Below are 19,065 nucleotides of genomic sequence, written 5' to 3'. Positions count from 1 at the left end.
CATGCGCATCGCGGTCGTCAACCCCAACACCACCGTCGCGATGACGGAGGTCGCGGCGGCCGCGGCGCGGTCGGTCGCCGCGCCGGGCGTCGAGATCGAGGCGATCACCTCGACCACCGGTCCGGTCTCCATCGAGAGCCACTACGACGAGGCGATGTCCGTGCCGGGACTGTTGGCCGCCATCGCCGACGGGGAGCGACGCGGCGTCGACGGGTACGTCGTCTCCTGCTTCGGCGACCCGGGTCTCGACGCGGCTCGCGAGGTCGCGTCGGGTCCCGTCGTCGGGATCGCCGAGGCCGCGATGCGGACCGCGGCGTACCTCGGTCGCGGGTTCAGCGTCGTCACGACACTCGGCCGAACCCGCGGCCGCGCCGCCGATCTCGCCGAGCACTACGGCGTGGGGCGGTTCTGCCGAGGGATCCACGCCTGCGAGATACCCGTCCTGGACCTCGACACCGACCCGGCCGCCTACCAACGCATCGCCGACGCCTGTCGGATGGCGATCACCCAGGACGAGTCCGACGCCGTCGTCCTCGGCTGCGCCGGGATGGCGGCCATGTGCGCGAACCTCACCGCCGACCTCGGCGTCCCCGTGATCGACGGGGTGTGCGCCGCGACCCTGACGGTGCAGTCGCTGGTGACGATGGGTCTGGCGACGGGCAAGCTCGGTGAGTTCGCGACACCGTTGCCCAAGCGGTACACCGGACTCCTCGCGGACTTCTCGGTGCCGCCGACAGCTGGAGCGGACGGATCGGCGGATCGATTGCCCGCCGACCCGGGCGTTCGCTTACCGTTGTCGGGTGACCAGTCCACAGGCGACGCAAGCGGCCTCTGACGACCTGAAAACCGTTCTCACCTGGTCGGGTGACGGTTCGACCCGACTCGAGCAGGCGCGGGTCCAGGTGTCGGGACTCCGGGTGAAGGCATACGGCCAGATCATCGCGGCAGCCACCGACGACCACCCGGCGTTCGGCGCCAACTACGACCTGGTGACCGACGACGGCGGCGTGACGCGGCGGCTGGCGGTCCACATGATCCGTGAGACCGGTGAGTCGCACGTCTCGATCACCCGCGACGGTGAGAGCACCTGGCTCATCCAGTCCGCCGGGGGCACCGAGCGCGGTGACTTCGGTGGCGCCCAGGACGTGGACCTGGTGCTCAGCCCGCTGTTCAACGCGTTGCCGATCCGTCGCCTCGACCTGCACAAGGAGGCGTCCGACCCCGTTGACGTCCCTCTGGTCTATCTCCGCCTACCCGAGGGGACGGTGGAGCCCGTCACCACCCGGTACTCGTCGGACGGGTCGTCGGTCGCGGTGCAGTCGCCCGTCGGCGACGTCACCCTGACCACCGACGCGGCCGGGTTCGTCGTCGACTACCCCGGGTTGGCTCGCCGGGTCTGATCCTCACCCGGTCCACACCCGTCCCAGGTGCGCCTGCCGGCGTAGCTCGGCTGCCCATCCCGGCGCCCCGACGGTCACGTCGGTGATCGGTTCGGGGTCCGCGTTGCGCATCGCATCCCACCGTGTCCGCGCGCGGTGGCCGTCCTCGACGACGGTGTGGACGGTGCCGGCATCGCGGAGCTCGTCGCGGGCGGCGGTCAACCGGTCGATCGCCTCCGACAGCATCGTCAGGACCGCGGGTCCGTTGGCCTCGATCATCGCCCGCTGCAGGTCGACGGCGGTGGCGGCCACACGGGTGCCGTCGCGGAAGCTGCCCGCGGCCAGTCGGAGGGCGAGGTCCCCGGGACCGGCACCGACCACGGCGGTGACAGCCGCCGTCAGGTGCGGGACGTGCGAGATGGCCGCCACCAGCGGGTCGTGCTCCTCCGTGGCGACCGGGACCACGCGGGCCCCGACCGCGAGCGCGACGTCCGCCACGGCGGTCCAGACCGTCGGGTCGGCGTCGTCGTCGGCGCAGACGACCCAGGGTGCCCCGACGAACAGGTCGGGGTCGGTGGCATCCCACCCCGACTGCGACGTCCCCGCCATCGGATGGCCACCGACGAACCTCGCCGACAGTCCGTGCTCGGCGACGGCGTCGGCGACTGCCTGCTTCACGCTCACCACGTCGGTCAGGGCGCAGTCGGCTGCGTGTCGCGCGACCTGGTCCAGGATCGCCCCCACGGTCGGCGTCGGGGTCGCCACGACGAGGAGTGCGTGGTCGCGGCGCGCCCGCGTCAGGACAGCGGTCAGGTCGGTGTCGGCGTCGTGTCCTGCGGCGGTGGCGGCGACGACGGTCGCCGGTGAGCGGTTCCAGCCGAAGCAGGGCCGTCCCGCGCGGTCGAGGGCGCGCAGCAGCGAGCCGCCGATCAGCCCGAGTCCCAGCACGCACACCGGCAGCGCGACATGGTCGGCGATCGGGGCGGTCACATCGGTCAGCGTCGCACATCGTCGCAGGGCAGGGGGTTCGGCGGGCAGGTCCTCACGGGGTGTCGTCGTGGTCGTCGCAGTTGGGACAACACCGGGCGGGGGACTACGGTGTCGCACATGGCGGCAGCGGACAGCGACGACCTCGACGGGTTCGCCGTCGCGGTGGTGCGCGAAGAGGGGAAGTGGTCGGTGACGGCCATGGACTCCGCCGCGCTCACCGGACTGGACGACGCCGAGAAGCAACTGCGTGACATGCGCAGCGCCGGCGCGGTTTTCGGTCTGCTGGACGTCGACGACGAGTTCTTCGTCGTGATCCGTCCCGCGCCCTCGCGCTCCCGGCTCCTGCTCTCGGACGCGACGGCCGCCATCGATTACGACATCGCGGCCGATGTCCTCGACTCTCTCAACGTCGACGTCCCGGACATCGACTCCGACGACCTCGACGACGTCGAGCCGTGGGAGGAGGGCGACCTCGGCGTGCTCTCGGACCTGGGCCTGCCCGAGTCGGTGATGAGCGTGATCGTCGGCGACACCGATCTGTACGCCGACGAGCAGATCGGGATGATCGCCGCGCGACTCGGCTTCGCCGACGAGCTGTCCACCGTGCTGGACCGTCTCGGTCACTGACCTCGCGCCATGACCCTCGACGTCGGGCCCGCCGGGCTGGCCGCGGCGATGGGGGCAGCACTGGACGCCGCGAGATCGTCTGGGCCGCAGGATGTCCCGGTCGGTGCCGTCGTGCTGGGGCCGGACGGGCGCGAGTTGTCCCGGGCGGGGAACACCCGCGAGCGCGACGACGATCCCACAGCCCACGCCGAGATCACCGCTCTGCGAGCCGCGGCCCGCGTCCACGGCGACGGATGGCGGCTCGAGGGCTGCACACTGGTCGTGACGCTGGAGCCCTGCGTGATGTGCGCCGGCGCGATCGTCGCCGCGCGTGTGGCCCGCGTCGCGTTCGGCGCCTGGGAGCCGAAGACCGGCGCGGTCGGATCGCAGTGGGATCTCGTCCGTGACCGGCGTCTCAACCACCGTCCCGAGGTCGTCGGCGGCGTGCGGGAGGCGGACTGTGTCGAACTCGTTACCCAATTCTTCCGGGGACAACGATCGGGTTGAGATGAGTGCATCCGGTGGGAAGTCGTCCGATGCGGTGACACTGTGGGGTCATGGGCGTCGCCGACGTCTGCACGAACAACGACCGAGGGAGTTCACCATGGGTCTCGCTGACGATGCCAAGAACAAGGCCGAGGAACTGAAGGGCCGTGGCAAGGAAGCCGCCGGCAGTGTCGCCGGAGACGACGACCTCAAGGCCGAGGGCAAGAGCGACCAGGCCAGCGCCAACATCAAGGAGAAGGCGGCCGACGCCGCCGACGCCGTCAAGGGCAAGATCGACGACGTCAAGGACAAGCTGACCGGTCGCTGATCGGTCCGAGTGCGCGCTGAGCTGCCGATTTAGGGGGCCAGGCCGCCTCCGGTACAGTCACCGACGGTGGCGTGTCCGAGCGGCCGAAGGTGCAGCACTCGAAATGCTGTGTGCGGTAACCCCGTACCGGGGGTTCGAATCCCCCCGCCACCGCAGAACGCATCCCCGTCCCGGGTCTCCGGGACGGGGATTCGTCGTTCGGGGTCGGCGCTACTGGGGGAGGAAGCCGAAAGAGTCGGAGCCTTTCGTGCACTTCGCGAGCACGCCGGTGGTCTGCGACGGGCCGCAGCTCCAGCCGTCGACGTCCTGGTCGCGTCCGGTCGCGATGAGTGGACCGAAGGTACGCGCCACCGGCATGACCGCGCCGCAGTCGGCCGATCCGCCCGGGAAGATCACGACCCGCAGGGCACCCTCCGGCCCGTTCGCGGTGTCGCAGCGGGTGCCCGCGATGGCGGGTCCCTCCTTCGACGCCGGTACTGACGTCGCAGCCGGCAGACGTGGCCCCGGGACGGCGGTGGCGCTCGGATCGGTGCTGGTCGGTGCATCCGAGACAGATGACGGTGACGTCGCCGCGGTGGTAGCCGTCCCGGCGGTCGACGAGACGGTCCCGGCGACGTCGCCCGAGTCCGCCCCGCATCCACCCAGCAGCAGCGCCCCACCGACCACGGCGACGGCAAGGGGCCAGGTACGCATCGCAACCATGTCGCCACCGTAGCGAACACGGCCGGTCTCACCGATCGCCGTCGAGGACGGACGATTCGGACGTACGCTGCGCCGATGCACCTGCTTCATCCGTCGGTTCACCATCGCGCACGACGTGCTCTCGGCGTGGCGGCATGTGCCGTGGGACTCGTCGCCACCGCAGCCACCACCACCGTGACCACGGCATCGGCGACGCCGAGCTCCGGCGTCACCGCGACGACCATCGCCACCGCCGATCTGCCCGCGGGCCTCCTGCCGTTCATCAGCGGTCCCGGTGTCGCGACCGCGCGGCGCATCACGATCGCGCCCGGTGGGACGACCGGATGGCACTTCCACGACGGTCGGATCGTCGGGATCGTCGAGTCGGGCACCCTCACCCACCCCGGCGCCGACTGCAAGCCCGTGACCTATCGAACGGGCCAGGTCATCCTCGAACCCGAGGGCAGGGCGAACACCCACCGCGGGCAGAACCTCACGACCACCCCGGTCGTGCTCGACGTCGTCTATCTGCTGCCGAAGGGCGCGCCGTTCTTCGAGGACGCGCCCGCGCCGCCCTGCGACCGCTGAGATCGACTCACCCGTCCCGACCTCGCAGCCGTCGGCCTGGGAGGATCCTGGGGTGACGTCCACCCCTTTCACCCCGGGCATCGCTCTGCCGGGGACGCGCGGCCGCACCGGCGTCATCCACACCGCGCACGGGGACATCCGCACGCCCGCATTCGTGCCCGTCGGGACGAAGGCGACGGTGAAGACCGTCCTCCCGGAATCCGTCGCGGACCTCGGCGCGCAGGCGGTGCTGGCCAACGCCTACCACCTCTACCTCCAGCCGGGGCCCGACATCGTCGACGCGGCCGGCGGCCTGGGCGCGTTCATGAACTGGCCCGGCCCCACCTTCACCGACAGCGGCGGGTTCCAGGTCATGTCGCTGGGTGTCGGGTTCAAGAAGGTCATCGCGATGGACGTCTCCGGGCAGGAGGACGACGCCGTCATCGCGCCGGGTAAGGAGCGGCTGGCACGGGTCGACGACGACGGCGTGACGTTCAAGTCGCATCTCGACGGCACGACACACCGGTTCACGCCCGAGGTGTCGATGCAGATCCAGCACCAGCTCGGCGCGGACATCATCTTCGCGTTCGACGAGCTCACCACCCTGATGAACACCCGTGGCTACCAGGAGACGTCGGTCGAGCGCACCCGCCTGTGGGCGGAACGCTGTCTGGCCGAACACAATCGGCAGTCGCGCGAACGCTCCCACCGGCCGGCGCAGGCGCTCTGGGGTGTGGTGCAGGGCGCGCAGTACGAGGACCTGCGACGACAAGCGACCCGCGGTCTCGTCGAGCTCCATCGTCGCGACATCGCCGACGGGGGGCGGGGTTTCGGCGGGTATGGCATCGGTGGTGCCCTGGAGAAGTCGAACCTCGGCACCATCGTGGGGTGGGTCGTCGACGAGCTCCCCGACGACCTCCCGCGCCACCTGCTGGGCATCAGCGAACCCGACGACATCTTCACCGCGATCGAGAACGGCGCCGACACCTTCGACTGTGTCTCCCCGTCGCGGGTCGCGCGCAATGGCGCCGTCTACACGTTCGACGGACGGGTGAACATCACGAACAGCCGGTTCAAGCGCGACTTCCGGCCCATCGAGCCCGAGTTGGAGAACTACACCAGCTCGTACACCCGCGCGTACATCCATCACCTGTTCCGTGCGAAGGAGGGGTTGGCCTCCACCCTCTGCACGATCCACAACGAGCACTTCGTGGTCACCCTCGTCGACCGGGCGAGAGCTGCCATCGAGGACGGCACCTACACCGACTTCCGCGACGCGTTCCTGGCCCGGTACTACGCCGGCCGGCCCGCCTGAGGCGGACCGGCCGGGTGTTCGTGCGGTGCGGTGGGTTCAGGCCCGGACGACGCGCGTCCCGCCGGCGAACTTGTCGTGGAAGCCCTGCTTGTTGGGGTCGTTGGCGATGGTGACGCCGAGCGCGATGAACACCGCGAGGGTCACCAGGCCGACGAGTCCGGACAGGATGAACGTGAAGTTCAGCAGCGCGGAGATGACGCCGAGCAGCATGAACGCGTTGCGGCGCATGGCCACCTGCTGCGACGGCAGACCACCGTCGGGGCCGACGGTGCGCAGCGACAGGATGCGCTTGCCCAGCGTGGCGCCGTTGCGCGACTCCAGCAGGACGAAGTAGGCGAAGCCCGCGACGCTGAGGATGAGGCCGACGATGTAGCCGACGACCGCCCCGCCTGCGACGGCGGCGATCGACTCGACGATGGCGACAGGGATGCCCACGATCAGGCCGTCGAGGATGCGGGCCACCAGACGCAGGCCGGCACCCGCCGGCTGGCCGGTGGTCGAGTAGATGCCCTGCTCGGTGGGGGCGCCGTACTGCCCGGGCGGCGGGGGCGGCGGGAAGCTGCCCTGCTGGGGCGGATAGTTGCCCTGGGCCGGTGGCGGGTAACTGCCCTGCGGGGGCGGGTAGGCGCCCGGCGGCGGGTAGCTCGCCTGCTGCCCGCCCTTGCCCAGATCGGGGCCCTGCCCGTACTGGGGTGCCTGGCCGTACTGGGGGGACTGCCCGTGCCCGGGGTCCTGTCCCTCGGGCTGGCCCGGGTACTGCTGCGGTCCGGTCATGTCGGGTCCTCTCGTGTGCGCGCCACAGTTGTGGCGGTTGCCGTCCCAGGGTAAATCAGACGGATCGGGCGCAGCGGCTCTTCCCGCGCTGTCCGGCGGACACAAGGCCGTCGTGTACCGGCGGTCGTGGCATCGACGCTCTACGCTTCTGAGCTGACCGGATGGACCACCTGTCGAGGAGAGCGACGATGACCCAGCCACCCGAGGATCCGCTGCGCAAGCAGTCCGACGAGGGATCGGCCGGGTCTCCGCCGCCTCCCGGTTCCTACCCGCCACCGGGCTCGTACCCGCCTCCGCCTGGTGCGTATCCCCCGCCGCAGGGTTCGTATCCCCCGCCGCAGTACGGGCAACAGCCGCCCGGAGCCTTCCCGCCGCCCTACACCGGCGCCTACGGGCAGCCGAACCCCTACGGCGCGCCCGGTGCGCCGGCGTTCCCGCCGCCGTACACCGTCGGTGACGCGATCTCGGTCGGTTGGGAGCGGTTCAAGTCCAACCCGGGTACATGGATCGGCTTCTACGTGCTGCAGTTCCTGTACATCGCAATCGCGTTCGTCCTGTACTTTTTCGTCCTCCTCGCGTCCGTCGCGTCTGACTCGCAGGTTCTCGTGACGCTCGTCAGCATCGTGTTCTTCGCGATCGCGGTGTTCGGCTTCTTCGCGTTCCAGGCCGCGGGCGTCAACGGTGCGCTGTCGGAGGTGGCCGGTACCCCGGCGCAGCTCGGCGCGATGTTCCGATTCCGGAACACCGGCGGCGTCTTGCTGACGGCGCTGCTGGTCGGTGTGATCGTGGGCATCGGGTTGGCGCTCTTCTACCTGCCCGGGATCATCGCCGCCTTCCTGCTCGCGTTCGCCCTCCCCTTCGCCATCGACGACGACATGTCGCCCACGCAGGCGGTTGCGGCGAGTTTCCGCCTGACGACATCACGGTTCGCGGACACGTTCGTGCTGTTGCTGCTCAGCGGGATCGTCGGCGGGATCGGGGCCATCCTCTGCTACATCGGAGCCGTCATCACCGCACCGATCGCCGGGATCGCCCAGGCCTATGGCTTCCGTCGCTTCACCGACAAGCCGGTGGCGCCGGTCAGGCTCGGCTGAGGGCCTAGAGGAGGTCGACCGGGTCGAGGATCCACGGTCCGGCCGGGATCCTCGCCGGGTCGAACCTCGCGAGAAGGGTCGCCGGGTCGGGGGTCTCGGATCCGTCGCCGAGGCCGAGCGACCCCGCCAGCTGGGCGCGGACGCGATCGGACGAGACCCCGATCGAGGTGAGGCTGGCGAGGGTGACGGCCCCGTCACGTTTCGCCAAGCGCGTCCCGAAGGTGTTGAGCACCAACGGGACGTGGGCGTAGGTGGGGATCGGTCGGTCGAGGACCTGCGCCAGATACGCCTGACGGGGCGTGGAGCTGAGCAGGTCGTCGGCACGGACCACCTGGTCGATCTCGCTGTCGGCATCGTCGACGACGACCGCGAGGTTGTAGGCCGCCACACCGTCGCCGCGACGGAGGACGAAATCGTCCACGACGCCGGTGAACTCGCCGCACAGGTCGTCACGGATCGTGAACTGGGTGACGTCGGAGCGCAATCGGATCGCCGGTGGCCGTTCGGAGGCGCGACGCTCGCGCAGCTCGTCCTCGGTCAGGTCGCGGCAGGTCCCGGGGTAGGCGCCCGGCGGCGAGTGCGGTGCCCGCGGTGCGGACAGGATCTCCTTGCGGGTGCAGAAGCACTCGAACGTCATCCCCGCGGCGGTGAGTTCCTCGATCACCGCGTCGTAGCGGTCGCGGCGTTGCGACTGCACGACGGGTTCGCCGTCGAAGTCGAGGCCGATCGCGGTGAGGTCGGCGATCTGTCGCTGTGCGACGTCGCTCGAGGTCCGGTCGTCGAGGTCCTCGATGCGCAGAAGGAAATCCCGCCCCGACGACCGGGCGAACAGCCAGGCGAGCAGCGCTGTGCGCAGGTTGCCGATGTGCAGGTCGCCCGAGGGGGAGGGGGCGAAACGTCCCGCACCGGTCATCGTGCCTCCAGGTCGATCTCGAGCATCGGCGCACAGAACACGCTGGACAGGAACAGTTTTCCACCCACCTCGACGGCTCCGGTGGCGGTGTGGAAGTCGGGGTGGGCTCCGTGCACCTCGTCGACGATGTCGCCGTGGTCGTCGATCGCCACCGCCCAGACGGTGTGCTCGGGCTCGGGGCGGAGGCGATCGGGGATGCGCCAGGCCACCTCGGAGACCCATCGCGGTTTGGTGCCGAGCATCTCGAGTGCGCGCATCCGCGGGTTCGTCAGCGGGATCCACGACCGGCCGGTGCGGAAGTCGGACATGTTGTCGGGGAAGCCGGGCAGCCCGGCGGTCACCACGTCCACAGCGCCGGCACGGGTTCCCGTCAGCGCGAAGCGGTTCACGCGGTGGCCGGCGGTCTCGACCACCATGAGGCCGGTGCCGTCGGGGGTCGCGGTGATGCCGTTCGCGAACCAGAGGTCGTCGCGGATCACGGTGACGCTGCCGTCCGGGCTGCGGCGCAGCAGGCGACCGGATGGGCGGTTCTCCATCATCGACCCGCGGTGGTGTTCGAAGTCGAAGCGTGTCGTCGACTCGGTGAACCAGATGGTGCCGTCGGGCAGGGTCGTCGCGTTCGAGCAGAACCGCAGGGGGCGTGAGTCGACGAATCGGGTGAGGGTGGCGATCTCGCCTGTGGTGAGATCGAGGTGCAGTAGGCCGAGGTGCGCGTCACAGACGAGAAGCGTGTCGTCGGAACGGTGTTCGAGTCCGAGGGGCCGTCCGCCGGTCGACGCCACCGTGGTGGCGGTGTGCGTCTCGGGATCGATCCGCAGGATCGCGCCGCCGTCGACGCCGCACAGCAGCTGCCCCGCACCGTCGACGACCACGTCCTCGGCGAAACCGGCGGGGAGTTCGATGGTCCGTGCGGGCGGCAGCGCTCTCGTCGTCGACACCGGTGAGGGCGGGGGAGCCGGGCGGCGTCGGGGATCGAGTCGGGGCTTGTCCACCGGCCGCTCGGCGGGTAGGAGCGGCCGCCCACCTTCGCGGAGGATCTGCGTCGTCACGACACGGTGGGTGCGGGGGTCTGCGAGGTCGGCGCCGAACGCGTCGACGGCTGCGTGCACGGCGGCCAGCGCGCAGTCGGTGTCGCGAGCCTCGACGACCACCACGTCGCCCAGGATCGACTCTCCCTGCCGGCCGTCGGTGAGGTGCGCCCGCACACCGCGGACACCGGGTGCGGCATGCAGAGCGGGGAGCACCCGGTCGCAGAGAGTCGAGCGCCGCGCGGCGGCGCCGCGGGGGTCGTGGGCTGTCACCAGAATCGCGCGTCCGTGCACCGTCGCCTCAGACATCGTCGTCAGCACGTCGCCTCGGGAGGTCACCTGGCCGGCCATGGGCACGCGGGTCTCGTACGGGCCACGGGCGAGGTCGGTGGGGTCCGGACCTACACGCGACGGCGCGACCACCTCGGCCAGGACCAGTCCACCCTCGAGGTGATGGACCGCCACCTCGTCGGCATCGGCGATGCGCGCGATCCGTTGGGCGTACGCCTCCACCCACCAGTCGGCGGTCCGGGCGTCGTTCGGGGTCCACCACTCCAGCGCGACCGCGCCGGACGCGGAGCGCAACGCCGGGCGCCACGGGTGCTGCACTCTGCGTCCTCCTCGTCGCGACAACCCCGTCGAGTCTAGGGCGGGGTCTCACACACGTCGGAACGCAATCCGGCGGCCACGAGAACGTGGCCGCCGAACTGGTGCGTTCACCGACCGGAGTCGGTGTGTGTCACTTGGTGTTGATGGTGATCTTCGCGATGCCCACGAGCAGGCCGGCCTTGACGGCGTCGGTCGCGAAGGTCTGGTTGAGCAGGCCGGCTGCTGTCTCGGAGATCAGCACGCGGGTGCCCTCGAGGACGGCGGTGCCGTCGGGGTTGGTCTGCAGCGGCTTGAGGGTGCTGCCGTCGAGGTCGAACACGATCGCCTGGGTGGCGGCGACGGTGCCGTCGACGCTGACGTCGGCCATGAGCTTGGAGGTGCCCGGGTCGATGGTCAGGTTGGTGATGTCGACGGTCTTGCCGCCACCGGTGAGGGAGAACCCGGCGCCCTGGTGGTTGATGATGCCCTGCACGTAGGGCTGGATCGATCCGGGCGTGTAGTAGGTGACGTTGCCGCCGGTGATCGGGAAGACCAGCGAGCCGTTCTCGAGCTTGGCGCCGCCGACCACGCCGGGGGTGAGCTTGAGGGCGGTGAGGGCGTCGGTGAAGCCGGTGTCCAGGGCGACGGCGGTGTCGCGACCGGTGAGGGCCGGGACGGTGGCCACCGGTGCCGGGGTGCTCTGTGCGGCAGACGATTCCGGGGCGGAGGCCGACGCGGCGGTGGACGACGAGCTGCCCGAGGACGAGTCGTCGCTGGAGCAGGCGGCGGCGGGGAGGATGGCGACGGCGGCGATGGCCGCGGCGACCACGGTCTTGCGATACGAGATCTTCATGGGATGAGTGTCCTTGCGTTGGGTTCTTGTGACGCGGACCGCCACTGATCGTCCGCGCTCGCCGGGAATGTCTCGGCGAGGCGTTGATGAGTCATTCGGAGCACGATGTGTTGCGGCTTGGTGAAGGGGAGAACTTCTTTTCGTAGGCCTCACCGGGTGTGGGTGGCCCGGGTCCGCCGGGCCACCCACGTGCGGACCGCGACCATTCCCCAACGGAACAGCGGCCCGCAGTATTGAACCAACGCACGAAAGAGACGAAAAGCGTTGCCGACGCATCGAACTCGGAGGTGCTGCGTTGCGGGAGCGGGACAGCGTCCTCGACCTCGCCCGATACAGATGTGGTTCGTCCCCGACCTGCTTGCGGATTGGTCTGGCGGAACGCCGATCTGTGATCCTTCGACGGCGTGGAGCGGGTCCGTGTGTCGCGATCCCCGTCAGAGGCTGAAGTTCAACGCACCGTTCACGCCGACAGGGAAGAAGCCGCCGCGGTTCGCCGGCTTCGGGTTGAGGTACACGACGTTGAGCACTTGGAACGGAGTGCGGCCGAACGCGAGCGCGTTGGCATCCGTCGGAACCAGATTGGCCACGCCGTTCTGGGTGATCCCCTGGTCGTCGTCCTGCGGTCCGTCGAGGCTGTCGCGGGCAGTCGAGATGGCGTTGGCCTCGGAGATCAGTCCCTTGTTGTACAGGCTGGTCCGGATGATCCCTGCGTGGTAGGCCTCGACGGCGAGGATGCCCGCCGCGGCATCGAGGTACGTCTTGTTCTGCACCAGCGGCGCAGCACCCTTGTACGCGGTGACCCCCACGTCCTCGAAGACGAAGGATGCCAGCAGAAAATTGTCCTCGTTGGCGAAGGCGTCGAACCGCTGGTTGCCACTGACCAGTCCCGCCGCCTTCGCGGCTGCGGTGAAGCTGGCATCCAGATCGATCGCCGGACGCGCGACGGCCGCGCTGCCGAGCGCCTTGCGCAGGAACGCGACGTGCGCGAGCTCGTCCTGGGCGATCTCCTTCGCGTACGCGGCAACCGCCGGCGTCGCGAATGACACCTTGCGACCACCCGTCACCTGACCGAAACGGCCCTTGCCCGGCAGCAGGTTGGCGGGGATGCCGGTACCGAACACCGCGCGGTGGTAGAACTCCGCCTCCAGGTACTCGAGATTCAGCGCGAAGTTGAGGATCGCGCCGTCGGTGATCGGCCCGACGGGCGGCGGGACGAAGTCGCCGGCCTGCGGCGGGATGGGCGGGCCACCCGCCTGGGCGACGGCGGTGCCGGCGACCATCGCGGCGGTCGCGCCGAGCCCGGTCAGGCCGGCGGCGCGCATGAACCTGCGGCGGTCGACGCCGTTCTCGGCGCTGTTGTCGATGGCAGACGCGATGAACTTGCGATCGAACATAGGAATTCCCCTGATGGTGGCGGGCAGGCGACCGGCCGGCCGCCGCGAGACGCCCCCAACCGATCCAGGACGCTTCGCCACTAAAGCACAGGTGAGGCAACGGAATCGGCAACGAGAACAAACTGATTCGAGGACCAATCCATCGAGGTGACTGCACCGAACACAATGAGCCGTGGTCGCCGAAACCGGGCATTCGGCCGCCGGCCGCGCCTCGCGATCAGTTCTGGCGCGGGAGCAGCTCGCCGACGAACCGGTCGACGAAGGACGTGATGTCACCGCCGGCGGAGACGATGACGAACTTGCTGAGACCGGCGGCGATGTGGTGGTCGATCAGCTTGTGCAGCGACGGCCAGTCGGTGGCGACGAGCTCGCGCGGGTCGACGTCGGGCCGCTGCGCTCCGATCCGTCGCATCACCTCGTCGGGATGGTCTCCGTCGGTGACGAGCAGCGTGATGCCGAAGTGGTCGTCGTCGACCTGACGCCCGGCGTCTGCGGCCGCGGCACGGATCGCGGACACACCTGCCTCCGCCTCGGCGGGGGTGAGGAAGCTCCCGAGCCACCCGTCGCCGAGAGTCCCGATCCTCCGGAACGCCGCCGGTGCCCGGCCGCCCAACCAGATGTCGAGCGAACCGGGGGTTCCCTGACGGATGTCGTCGCTGTCGAGAGCAGTGCGCAGCTGCCGCAGCGACTCGTCGAACACGTCTCCGCGCCGACCGTGGACGGGGAACAGGTCACGGTCGTCGGGCAGAGCGGGCTGCAGTCCGAAGACGGGCAGGATCCGACGAGGGGCCAACGCCGACAACGAGATCAGCTGTTTGGCGACGAGGACCGGCTGGCGGCCGGGGAGGATCGCGACCGACGTCCCGACCTTCAGCCTCGTGGTGCGCGAGGCGGCGAACGCCATGCCGACGAACGGGTCGACGGCGGGCGAATGGACCAACTCGGAGAACCACAGTGAGTCGACACCGTCGGTCTCGAGCCTGTCCACCAGACCGGGCAGCTCGGGGGGAGTGAGGTTGCCGCCGACCCCGATGCCGAAACGAATGCTCACACGTTCTTCCTACACCGGCCGGCTGCGGTCGGTGTCGTCGTCGAGCCCGACGATCGCCTCGGGGACGAGGCGCCCGCGGTCGATGCCGGGTCGCCACCAGAACGCGATCTCGTGGGGTGCGTCGAGGATGGGGAAGTGGTCGCGGACGTACAGCGCGGGGTCGTCGACGGTGGTGCGGAAGGCGGAGACGATCTCGTGTCCGGTCACGCCGTCGACGGTGAAGATGCTCTCGAACACGCTGAGCAGCTCGGCGTCGCGGACGCCGACGCCGAGTTCCTCGCGGAGCTCGCGGTCGAGCGCGACGCGCGCGGACTCGCCGAACTCGATGCCCCCGCCGACGGGTCGCACGCGGGGGTCGTCGGAGTCCATGCCGTGGCCCGTCACCAGGAGTGCGCCGTCGGTCGGTCGCCGGACGAGTGCCAGGGCGATGGGACGAATCGCCGCGCTCACGACGACCCGAGCCCCGGAACGATGTCGTCGAGGCGGAAGGTGACGGGCTGCTCGAGCTGCTCGTAGGTGCACGAGCGGGGGTCCCGGTCGGGGCGCCAGCGGTTGAACTGGGCTGTGTGCCGGAACCGCTCACCCTCCATGTGGTCGTAACGCACCTCGACGACGCGCTCGGGTTGCAGCGGCACGAACGACAGGTCCTTGCCGGAGTTCCATCGCGACCCGGCGTTACGGCCCGGTGTCTGCTGACCCGCCTCGGTCGCCGCCCAGTTCCACGGGTGGTCGTCGAACGTCGTGACGAGTGGCTGCAGTTCTTCGTACAGGCTGCGCCGCTTGGCCATCGGGAACGCACCGATCACACCGACCGACGCCAGCGAACCGCTGTCGGTGTAGAGCCCCAGCATCAGTGACCCGATCGCGTCGGGACCGGACTTGTGCACGCGGTAGCCGGCGACGACGCAGTCGGCGGTGCGTTCGTGTTTCACCTTGAACATCACGCGTTTGTCCGGCTGATAGGTCACGTCGAACGGCTTCGCGATGACGCCGTCGAGGCCCGCGCCCTCGAAGTCGGAGAACCAGGTCTGGGCGACGTCGGCGTCGGTGGTGGCGGGGGTGACGTGGAAGCTCGGCCCGACGCCGCCCAGGGCGTCGACGAGCGCGGCGCGGCGTTCGGTGAACGGTCGCGACGTGTAGTCCTCGTCGCCGAGAGCCAGCAGGTCGAACGCGATGAACGCCGCGGGGGTCTTCTCCGACAGCATCCGCACGCGCGAGTCCGCGGGGTGGATGCGCTGTTGCAGCGCCTCGAAATCGAGTCCGTGGTCGGTGGCGACCACGATCTCACCGTCGATGACACACCGCAGGGGCAACTCGGCGAGCGCCGCCGCGACCACCTCGGGGAAGTAGCGGGTGAGGGGTCGCTCGTTGCGGCTGCCGAGTTCGACGTCGTCGCCGTCGCGGAAACAGATGCTGCGGAACCCATCCCATTTCGGTTCGTAGGAGGCGTCCGCAGGCATGGACTTCACCGGCTTGGCCAGCATCGGTGAGACGGGAGGCATCACGGGGAGATCCACCCCGCCATTGTGGCGCACCGAGATGGCGAGCCGTGCCCACTCGGGCCCACGCACCGATAGCGTGGACCCATGGCCAAAGCCCCGGCGACCACCGTCACGGTGGGTGATCGTGAGGTCCGGGTCTCGAGCCCCGACCGCGTCGTCTACGACGCCACCGACGCGACACCCGAGGTGACCAAGCTCCAGGTGTGCGAGTACTTCGCCACGATGGGTGACCCCCTCATGGGTGCGATCGGGCACCGACCCCTCGCCATGGAGCGGTGGCCCAGCGGGTGGCGCGAGGGCATGAAACTCGCCACCAGCACCCAGGACCGCGAGGCCGACGGCTTCTATCAGAAGCGCCTGCCGAAGGGCGCACCCGACTGGCTCGAGACCGTCCGCGTCTACACCCCCGGCCGCCGACCGATCGACGAACTGTGTCCGCACGAGCCGGCGGCCGCGGTGTGGGCCGCGCAGATGGGGACGCTGACCTTCCACCCGTGGCCGTGCACACGCGACGACGTCGACCACCCCGATGAACTCCGCATCGACATCGACCCTCAGCCGGGCACGACGTTCACCGACGCACGGCGCGTCGCGCTGGTGGCGGGGGAGCTGCTCGAGGAGCTCGGCCTGCGCGGGTACCCGAAGACGAGCGGCAACCGCGGCATCCACATCTACGTCCGTATCGAACCCGTGCGCTCGTTCGAGGACGTCCGGCACGCCGCGATCGGGTTCGGTCGCGAGCTCGAGCGCCGGGACGACAGTGTCACCACGGCGTGGTGGAAGGAGGAGCGCGGTGAGCGGTTGTTCATCGACTACAACCAGAACAACCGCGACCGCACCATCGCGAGCGCGTGGAGTCTGCGACCGCGCCCCGGCGCGCCGGTCTCGACGCCGATGACGTGGGATCGCTTGGCCGACACGGACGATCCCACCGCCTACAACCTCTTCACCGTCCCGGAGTACGTCGCCGACGGCGACCCCTGGGCGGGTATGAACGACACCGCCTACTCGCTGGACCCGCTGCTGGAGCTGTGGGAGACCCTGCCCGGCGGGGAGCTCAACTTCCCGCCGGACTACCCGAAGATGCCCGGCGAGCCGCCGCGCGTGCAGCCGTCGAAGAAGGTGGCCGAGCACTGGGACGCCGACGGCAACCGGATCGACGGTTAGGGGCGCGACTGCGGCCTGTGCGCCGCGAGGAAGGCGACCATCGCCTCGGCGACCGCGGGCGAGTCCTCGAGGTGTGGGTAGTGGCCGACCCCGCTGAGCGCGGTGAACTCGGCACGCGGCATCCGTGTCCGCAGTCGCTCGAGGACTTGGGCGCCGCTGATGGGGTCCTCGGGGCCCCAGATGCAGTGGACGGGGCCCGAATAGGACTCCATCGCGGCGGTCCACCGCGCGGCGTGCTGCCGTCGGTCGTCGATGTAGCGCAACAGGTCGTGCTGGATCCTCTGCCCGCCGGCGGTGCTGATGTCGAGCCACAGCTCGTGCAGGTCCTCGCGAGCGAGCGGCTCGGCGGTGATGGCGTCCATGGCGGCGCGGAACATCCGTTCCGAGCTGAACCGTCCGAGGATGCGGCCCAGCGGGCTGCGCAGGAGCCGCTGCACCAGGATCGGTCGATGGAGGTCGGGGTAGACGCCGCCGTTCAGGAACGTCATTGACGTGATGCGCGCCGGATCACGCGCGAGGAGTTCCTGGGCGACGGTGACGCTGTAGTCGTGAGCCATCACGGCCGTCCCGTCGACACCACAGTGCTCCCACAGGGCCTCCACGATCGATGCCTGTTCCATGATGGAGAACCGGTGGTCGGTGGGTTTGTCGCTCGCCCCGAAGCCGAGCAGGTCGACGGTGGTGACGGCGAATCCCGCTGCGGTGAGCGCTGGGATCATCGGTTCCCAGTCGTGAGACGACGTCGGGAACCCATGGAGCAGGGTGACGGGATCGCCATCGGGGTCGCCGTCGCGGCGCCAGAAGATCGATCTCCCCGGCACCAGCGAGGCGACCTGTCCACCTGCTGTCCAGTCGGCTCGGCTGCTCAGCACCACGACCTCCTCACCGTCACCCGGCCTGTTGTCAGCATGCGCTGTCGACGACGCGGCCGTGCACCTACCGTGTGAGCACAGGTCCCCGGTGACAGGAGTTCTCGTGCCCTGGTTGCGCAGTTTCGCCCGAGGCGTCCTCGGCGGGTTCCTGATCTTCGCGGGCACCGCGCACCTCACCTTCGCGCGCGACACGTTCGACGCGCAGGTCCCGGGCTGGGTCCCGCTCGACACCGGGTTCGTGGTGGTCGCGTCGGGTGTCGTCGAGATCGTCCTCGGCGTCGCGCTTCTACTGCTGTACCGCCACACGGTGGTCATGGGGTGGATCGTGGCGGCGTTCTTCGTCGCGGTGTTCCCGGGCAACATCGCCCAATACGTCGACCACCGAGACGCGTTCGGGCTCGACACCGACACCGCCCGGCTGATCCGACTGTTCTTCCAACCGCTGCTCGTGGCCTGGGCGCTGTGGTGCACCGGGGCGTGGGCCGCCCTGCGCGACCGCCGGTCCGGGGTCCGCGACGCCGTCTGATCGCCCGCTCGCGGCGACCACGCCGACCGCCACCACCCCGATCGCCATCCCGACCGCCGTCGTCACGGTGAACGACTCGCCGAACGCCAGGGCGCCCCAGACCGCGGTCACCGGCGCCATCAGGAACATCAGCGTGTTCACGCGGGTCACACCGACCCGTCGCAGGAGCAGCCAGTACAGGCCGTAGCCACCGAAGGTCGGCAGCACCACGAGCCACGCCATGGCCACCCAGAACGACCCGTCGCCGGGCGGGACCGCCCGACCGGTGACCACGGCGAGAATCGCGAAAACGATTGCGCTGGTGCAGCAGTGGATCGCCATCGCAGTGAGCGGCGACACCGGGTCGGAGTCGCGCCGCTCCACGAACGTGGCGCCGACGAGTGCGAGCATCCCGGCGACCGGGACGGCATACGACCACCACGGAGCGACCGCGTTGCTTCCGGCGTCGGCGAGCGTCACGAGGGCGACCCCTGCGAGCCCGAGTACCAACCCGACCCACTGACGGCCCGAGACCGCGACGCCGAGAACGGGTCCGAGGAGGGCTGCCGCAACCAGCGGTTGGATCCCGTCGACCAGCGCCGTCGTACCGGTGTTGACCCCCAGCGCGATCGCCCAGTAGACGGACAGCAGGTAGCCGCTCTGGGAGAGCAGTCCGATCGTCACCTGTCGGGCGAGTGACCGCCGGCCCGGTACCTCCCCGCGCCGACGGGCCAGCCACCACGCGGGTAGGGCGAGCACCGCGGCGAGCGGCAGGAAGCGCCACATCAGGACCGTCGCCACGTCGGCGTCCGCGGCGCCGAGCTTCGCACCGATGAACCCCGAGCTCCAGCACAGCACGAACAGAGCGGACAACCCGCAGGTCGCCGCCGTGCGGACCGACACCCGCCCTCTGACTTCACCGATCTGTGAACCTCTCATGGGCGCCGACCTTACAGATCGGTATAGTCGGTG

General features: G+C 69.9%; 21 protein-coding genes, 1 tRNA gene and 1 pseudogene. 11 read left to right on the top strand and 12 right to left on the bottom strand.

Translation table 11 applies throughout. The features are described 5' to 3' along the window. The first annotated feature begins 1 nt into the window (after position 1). A complete protein-coding gene (locus Q1A98_RS00685; protein WP_299569105.1) occupies positions 2 to 835 on the top strand; it encodes an aspartate/glutamate racemase family protein in 834 nt (277 codons plus the stop codon). Further along, a complete protein-coding gene (locus Q1A98_RS00680; RefSeq protein WP_299569104.1) occupies positions 801 to 1,400 on the top strand; it encodes a putative glycolipid-binding domain-containing protein in 600 nt (199 codons plus the stop codon). The genes Q1A98_RS00685 and Q1A98_RS00680 overlap by 35 nt, the downstream gene beginning before the upstream one ends. 3 nt (positions 1,401 to 1,403) lie before the next feature. Here the strand turns inward: Q1A98_RS00680 and Q1A98_RS00675 are convergent, their stop codons facing one another. Beyond that, on the bottom strand, positions 1,404 to 2,369 hold the full coding sequence (locus Q1A98_RS00675) for a prephenate dehydrogenase (protein WP_299569102.1): 966 nt from the start codon (positions 2,367 to 2,369) through the stop codon (positions 1,404 to 1,406). 117 nt (positions 2,370 to 2,486) lie between these two features. On the opposite strand from Q1A98_RS00675, the gene Q1A98_RS00670 reads away from it, so the two are divergent. From Q1A98_RS00670 to Q1A98_RS00655, 4 genes are all read left to right on the top strand, one after another. Then, positions 2,487 to 2,996 (top strand): tRNA adenosine deaminase-associated protein, encoded by a 510-nt coding sequence (locus tag Q1A98_RS00670; RefSeq protein WP_299569100.1) that lies wholly within the window; start codon positions 2,487 to 2,489, stop codon positions 2,994 to 2,996. A gap of 9 nt (positions 2,997 to 3,005) precedes the next feature. Then, positions 3,006 to 3,482: a nucleoside deaminase gene (locus Q1A98_RS00665; protein ID WP_299569099.1), complete on the top strand. Its 477-nt coding sequence runs from the start codon at positions 3,006 to 3,008 to the stop codon at positions 3,480 to 3,482. A 97-nt stretch (positions 3,483 to 3,579) separates the two neighbouring features. Then, positions 3,580 to 3,789, top strand: coding sequence for a CsbD family protein (locus tag Q1A98_RS00660; protein WP_299569097.1), 210 nt, complete (start codon positions 3,580 to 3,582; stop codon positions 3,787 to 3,789). 65 nt (positions 3,790 to 3,854) lie between these two features. After that, positions 3,855 to 3,942: transfer RNA gene (locus Q1A98_RS00655), tRNA-Ser, on the top strand. Positions 3,943 to 3,999: 57 nt separating this feature from the next. Here Q1A98_RS00655 and Q1A98_RS00650 read toward each other — a convergent pair. Then, positions 4,000 to 4,491 carry a hypothetical protein gene (locus Q1A98_RS00650; RefSeq protein WP_299569096.1) on the bottom strand — a complete coding sequence of 164 codons (492 nt, stop codon included), beginning with the start codon at positions 4,489 to 4,491 and terminating at the stop codon, positions 4,000 to 4,002. 75 nt (positions 4,492 to 4,566) lie between these two features. On the opposite strand from Q1A98_RS00650, the gene Q1A98_RS00645 reads away from it, so the two are divergent. Together Q1A98_RS00645 and tgt are read left to right on the top strand one after the other, a co-directional pair. Then, a complete protein-coding gene (locus Q1A98_RS00645; RefSeq protein WP_299569095.1) occupies positions 4,567 to 5,058 on the top strand; it encodes a cupin domain-containing protein in 492 nt (163 codons plus the stop codon). Positions 5,059 to 5,110: 52 nt separating this feature from the next. Further along, positions 5,111 to 6,352: a tRNA guanosine(34) transglycosylase Tgt gene (gene tgt, locus Q1A98_RS00640; RefSeq protein ID WP_299569093.1), complete on the top strand. Its 1,242-nt coding sequence runs from the start codon at positions 5,111 to 5,113 to the stop codon at positions 6,350 to 6,352. A 36-nt stretch (positions 6,353 to 6,388) separates the two neighbouring features. Here tgt and Q1A98_RS00635 read toward each other — a convergent pair whose 3' ends face one another. Next, positions 6,389 to 7,126, bottom strand: coding sequence for an RDD family protein (locus Q1A98_RS00635; RefSeq protein WP_299569092.1), 738 nt, complete (start codon positions 7,124 to 7,126; stop codon positions 6,389 to 6,391). A 188-nt stretch (positions 7,127 to 7,314) separates the two neighbouring features. On the opposite strand from Q1A98_RS00635, the gene Q1A98_RS00630 reads away from it, so the two are divergent. Beyond that, positions 7,315 to 8,220, top strand: a complete 906-nt coding sequence (locus Q1A98_RS00630) for a hypothetical protein (protein ID WP_299569090.1) — start codon at positions 7,315 to 7,317, stop codon at positions 8,218 to 8,220. Positions 8,221 to 8,224: 4 nt separating this feature from the next. On the opposite strand, the gene gluQRS is transcribed toward Q1A98_RS00630, so the two are convergent. The 7 genes from gluQRS to Q1A98_RS00595 form a co-directional block, all read right to left on the bottom strand. Further along, on the bottom strand, positions 8,225 to 9,133 hold the full coding sequence (gene gluQRS, locus Q1A98_RS00625; protein WP_299569088.1) for a tRNA glutamyl-Q(34) synthetase GluQRS: 909 nt from the start codon (positions 9,131 to 9,133) through the stop codon (positions 8,225 to 8,227). After that, positions 9,130 to 10,770 carry an SMP-30/gluconolactonase/LRE family protein gene (locus Q1A98_RS00620; RefSeq protein WP_299569087.1) on the bottom strand — a complete coding sequence of 547 codons (1,641 nt, stop codon included), beginning with the start codon at positions 10,768 to 10,770 and terminating at the stop codon, positions 9,130 to 9,132. The genes gluQRS and Q1A98_RS00620 overlap by 4 nt, the downstream gene beginning before the upstream one ends. 130 nt (positions 10,771 to 10,900) lie before the next feature. Next, positions 10,901 to 11,602, bottom strand: a complete 702-nt coding sequence (locus Q1A98_RS00615) for a hypothetical protein (protein ID WP_299569085.1) — start codon at positions 11,600 to 11,602, stop codon at positions 10,901 to 10,903. Between the two features lie 434 nt (positions 11,603 to 12,036). After that, positions 12,037 to 12,996 (bottom strand): ferritin-like domain-containing protein, encoded by a 960-nt coding sequence (locus Q1A98_RS00610; protein WP_299569083.1) that lies wholly within the window; start codon positions 12,994 to 12,996, stop codon positions 12,037 to 12,039. Positions 12,997 to 13,213: 217 nt separating this feature from the next. Beyond that, positions 13,214 to 14,047, bottom strand: a complete 834-nt coding sequence (locus Q1A98_RS00605; protein ID WP_299569082.1) for a TIGR03854 family LLM class F420-dependent oxidoreductase — start codon at positions 14,045 to 14,047, stop codon at positions 13,214 to 13,216. 9 nt (positions 14,048 to 14,056) lie between these two features. After that, the gene (locus Q1A98_RS00600; protein ID WP_299569081.1) at positions 14,057 to 14,497 is read right to left on the bottom strand and encodes an NUDIX domain-containing protein; all 441 of its coding nucleotides are present in this window, start codon (positions 14,495 to 14,497) and stop codon (positions 14,057 to 14,059) included. Further along, positions 14,494 to 15,564: an ATP-dependent DNA ligase gene (locus Q1A98_RS00595; protein ID WP_299569079.1), complete on the bottom strand. Its 1,071-nt coding sequence runs from the start codon at positions 15,562 to 15,564 to the stop codon at positions 14,494 to 14,496. The genes Q1A98_RS00600 and Q1A98_RS00595 overlap by 4 nt, the downstream gene beginning before the upstream one ends. A 69-nt stretch (positions 15,565 to 15,633) precedes the next feature. Between Q1A98_RS00595 and Q1A98_RS00590 the strand changes: the two genes are divergently transcribed. Then, positions 15,634 to 16,716: a DNA polymerase domain-containing protein gene (locus Q1A98_RS00590; protein ID WP_299569077.1), complete on the top strand. Its 1,083-nt coding sequence runs from the start codon at positions 15,634 to 15,636 to the stop codon at positions 16,714 to 16,716. On the opposite strand, the gene Q1A98_RS00585 is transcribed toward Q1A98_RS00590, so the two are convergent. Beyond that, entirely contained in the window at positions 16,713 to 17,588 is an 876-nt protein-coding gene (locus Q1A98_RS00585; protein ID WP_299569075.1) for an alpha/beta hydrolase, read from the bottom strand. The two genes, Q1A98_RS00590 and Q1A98_RS00585, sit on opposite strands and share 4 nt — an antisense overlap. Positions 17,589 to 17,691: 103 nt before the next feature. Here Q1A98_RS00585 and Q1A98_RS00580 point away from each other — a divergent pair, with 103 nt between their 5' ends. Continuing rightward, on the top strand, positions 17,692 to 18,114 hold the full coding sequence (locus Q1A98_RS00580; protein WP_299570458.1) for a hypothetical protein: 423 nt from the start codon (positions 17,692 to 17,694) through the stop codon (positions 18,112 to 18,114). 15 nt (positions 18,115 to 18,129) lie between these two features. Here Q1A98_RS00580 and Q1A98_RS00575 read toward each other — a convergent pair. Further along, positions 18,130 to 19,032, bottom strand: a pseudogene (locus tag Q1A98_RS00575) (DMT family transporter); the annotation flags it as partial. Positions 19,033 to 19,065 lie beyond the last annotated feature (33 nt).

Source organism: uncultured Williamsia sp., from assembly GCF_947494875.1.
Taxonomy (GTDB): domain Bacteria; phylum Actinomycetota; class Actinomycetes; order Mycobacteriales; family Mycobacteriaceae; genus Williamsia_A.
This window is presented reverse-complemented; position numbering and strand designations above follow the sequence as displayed.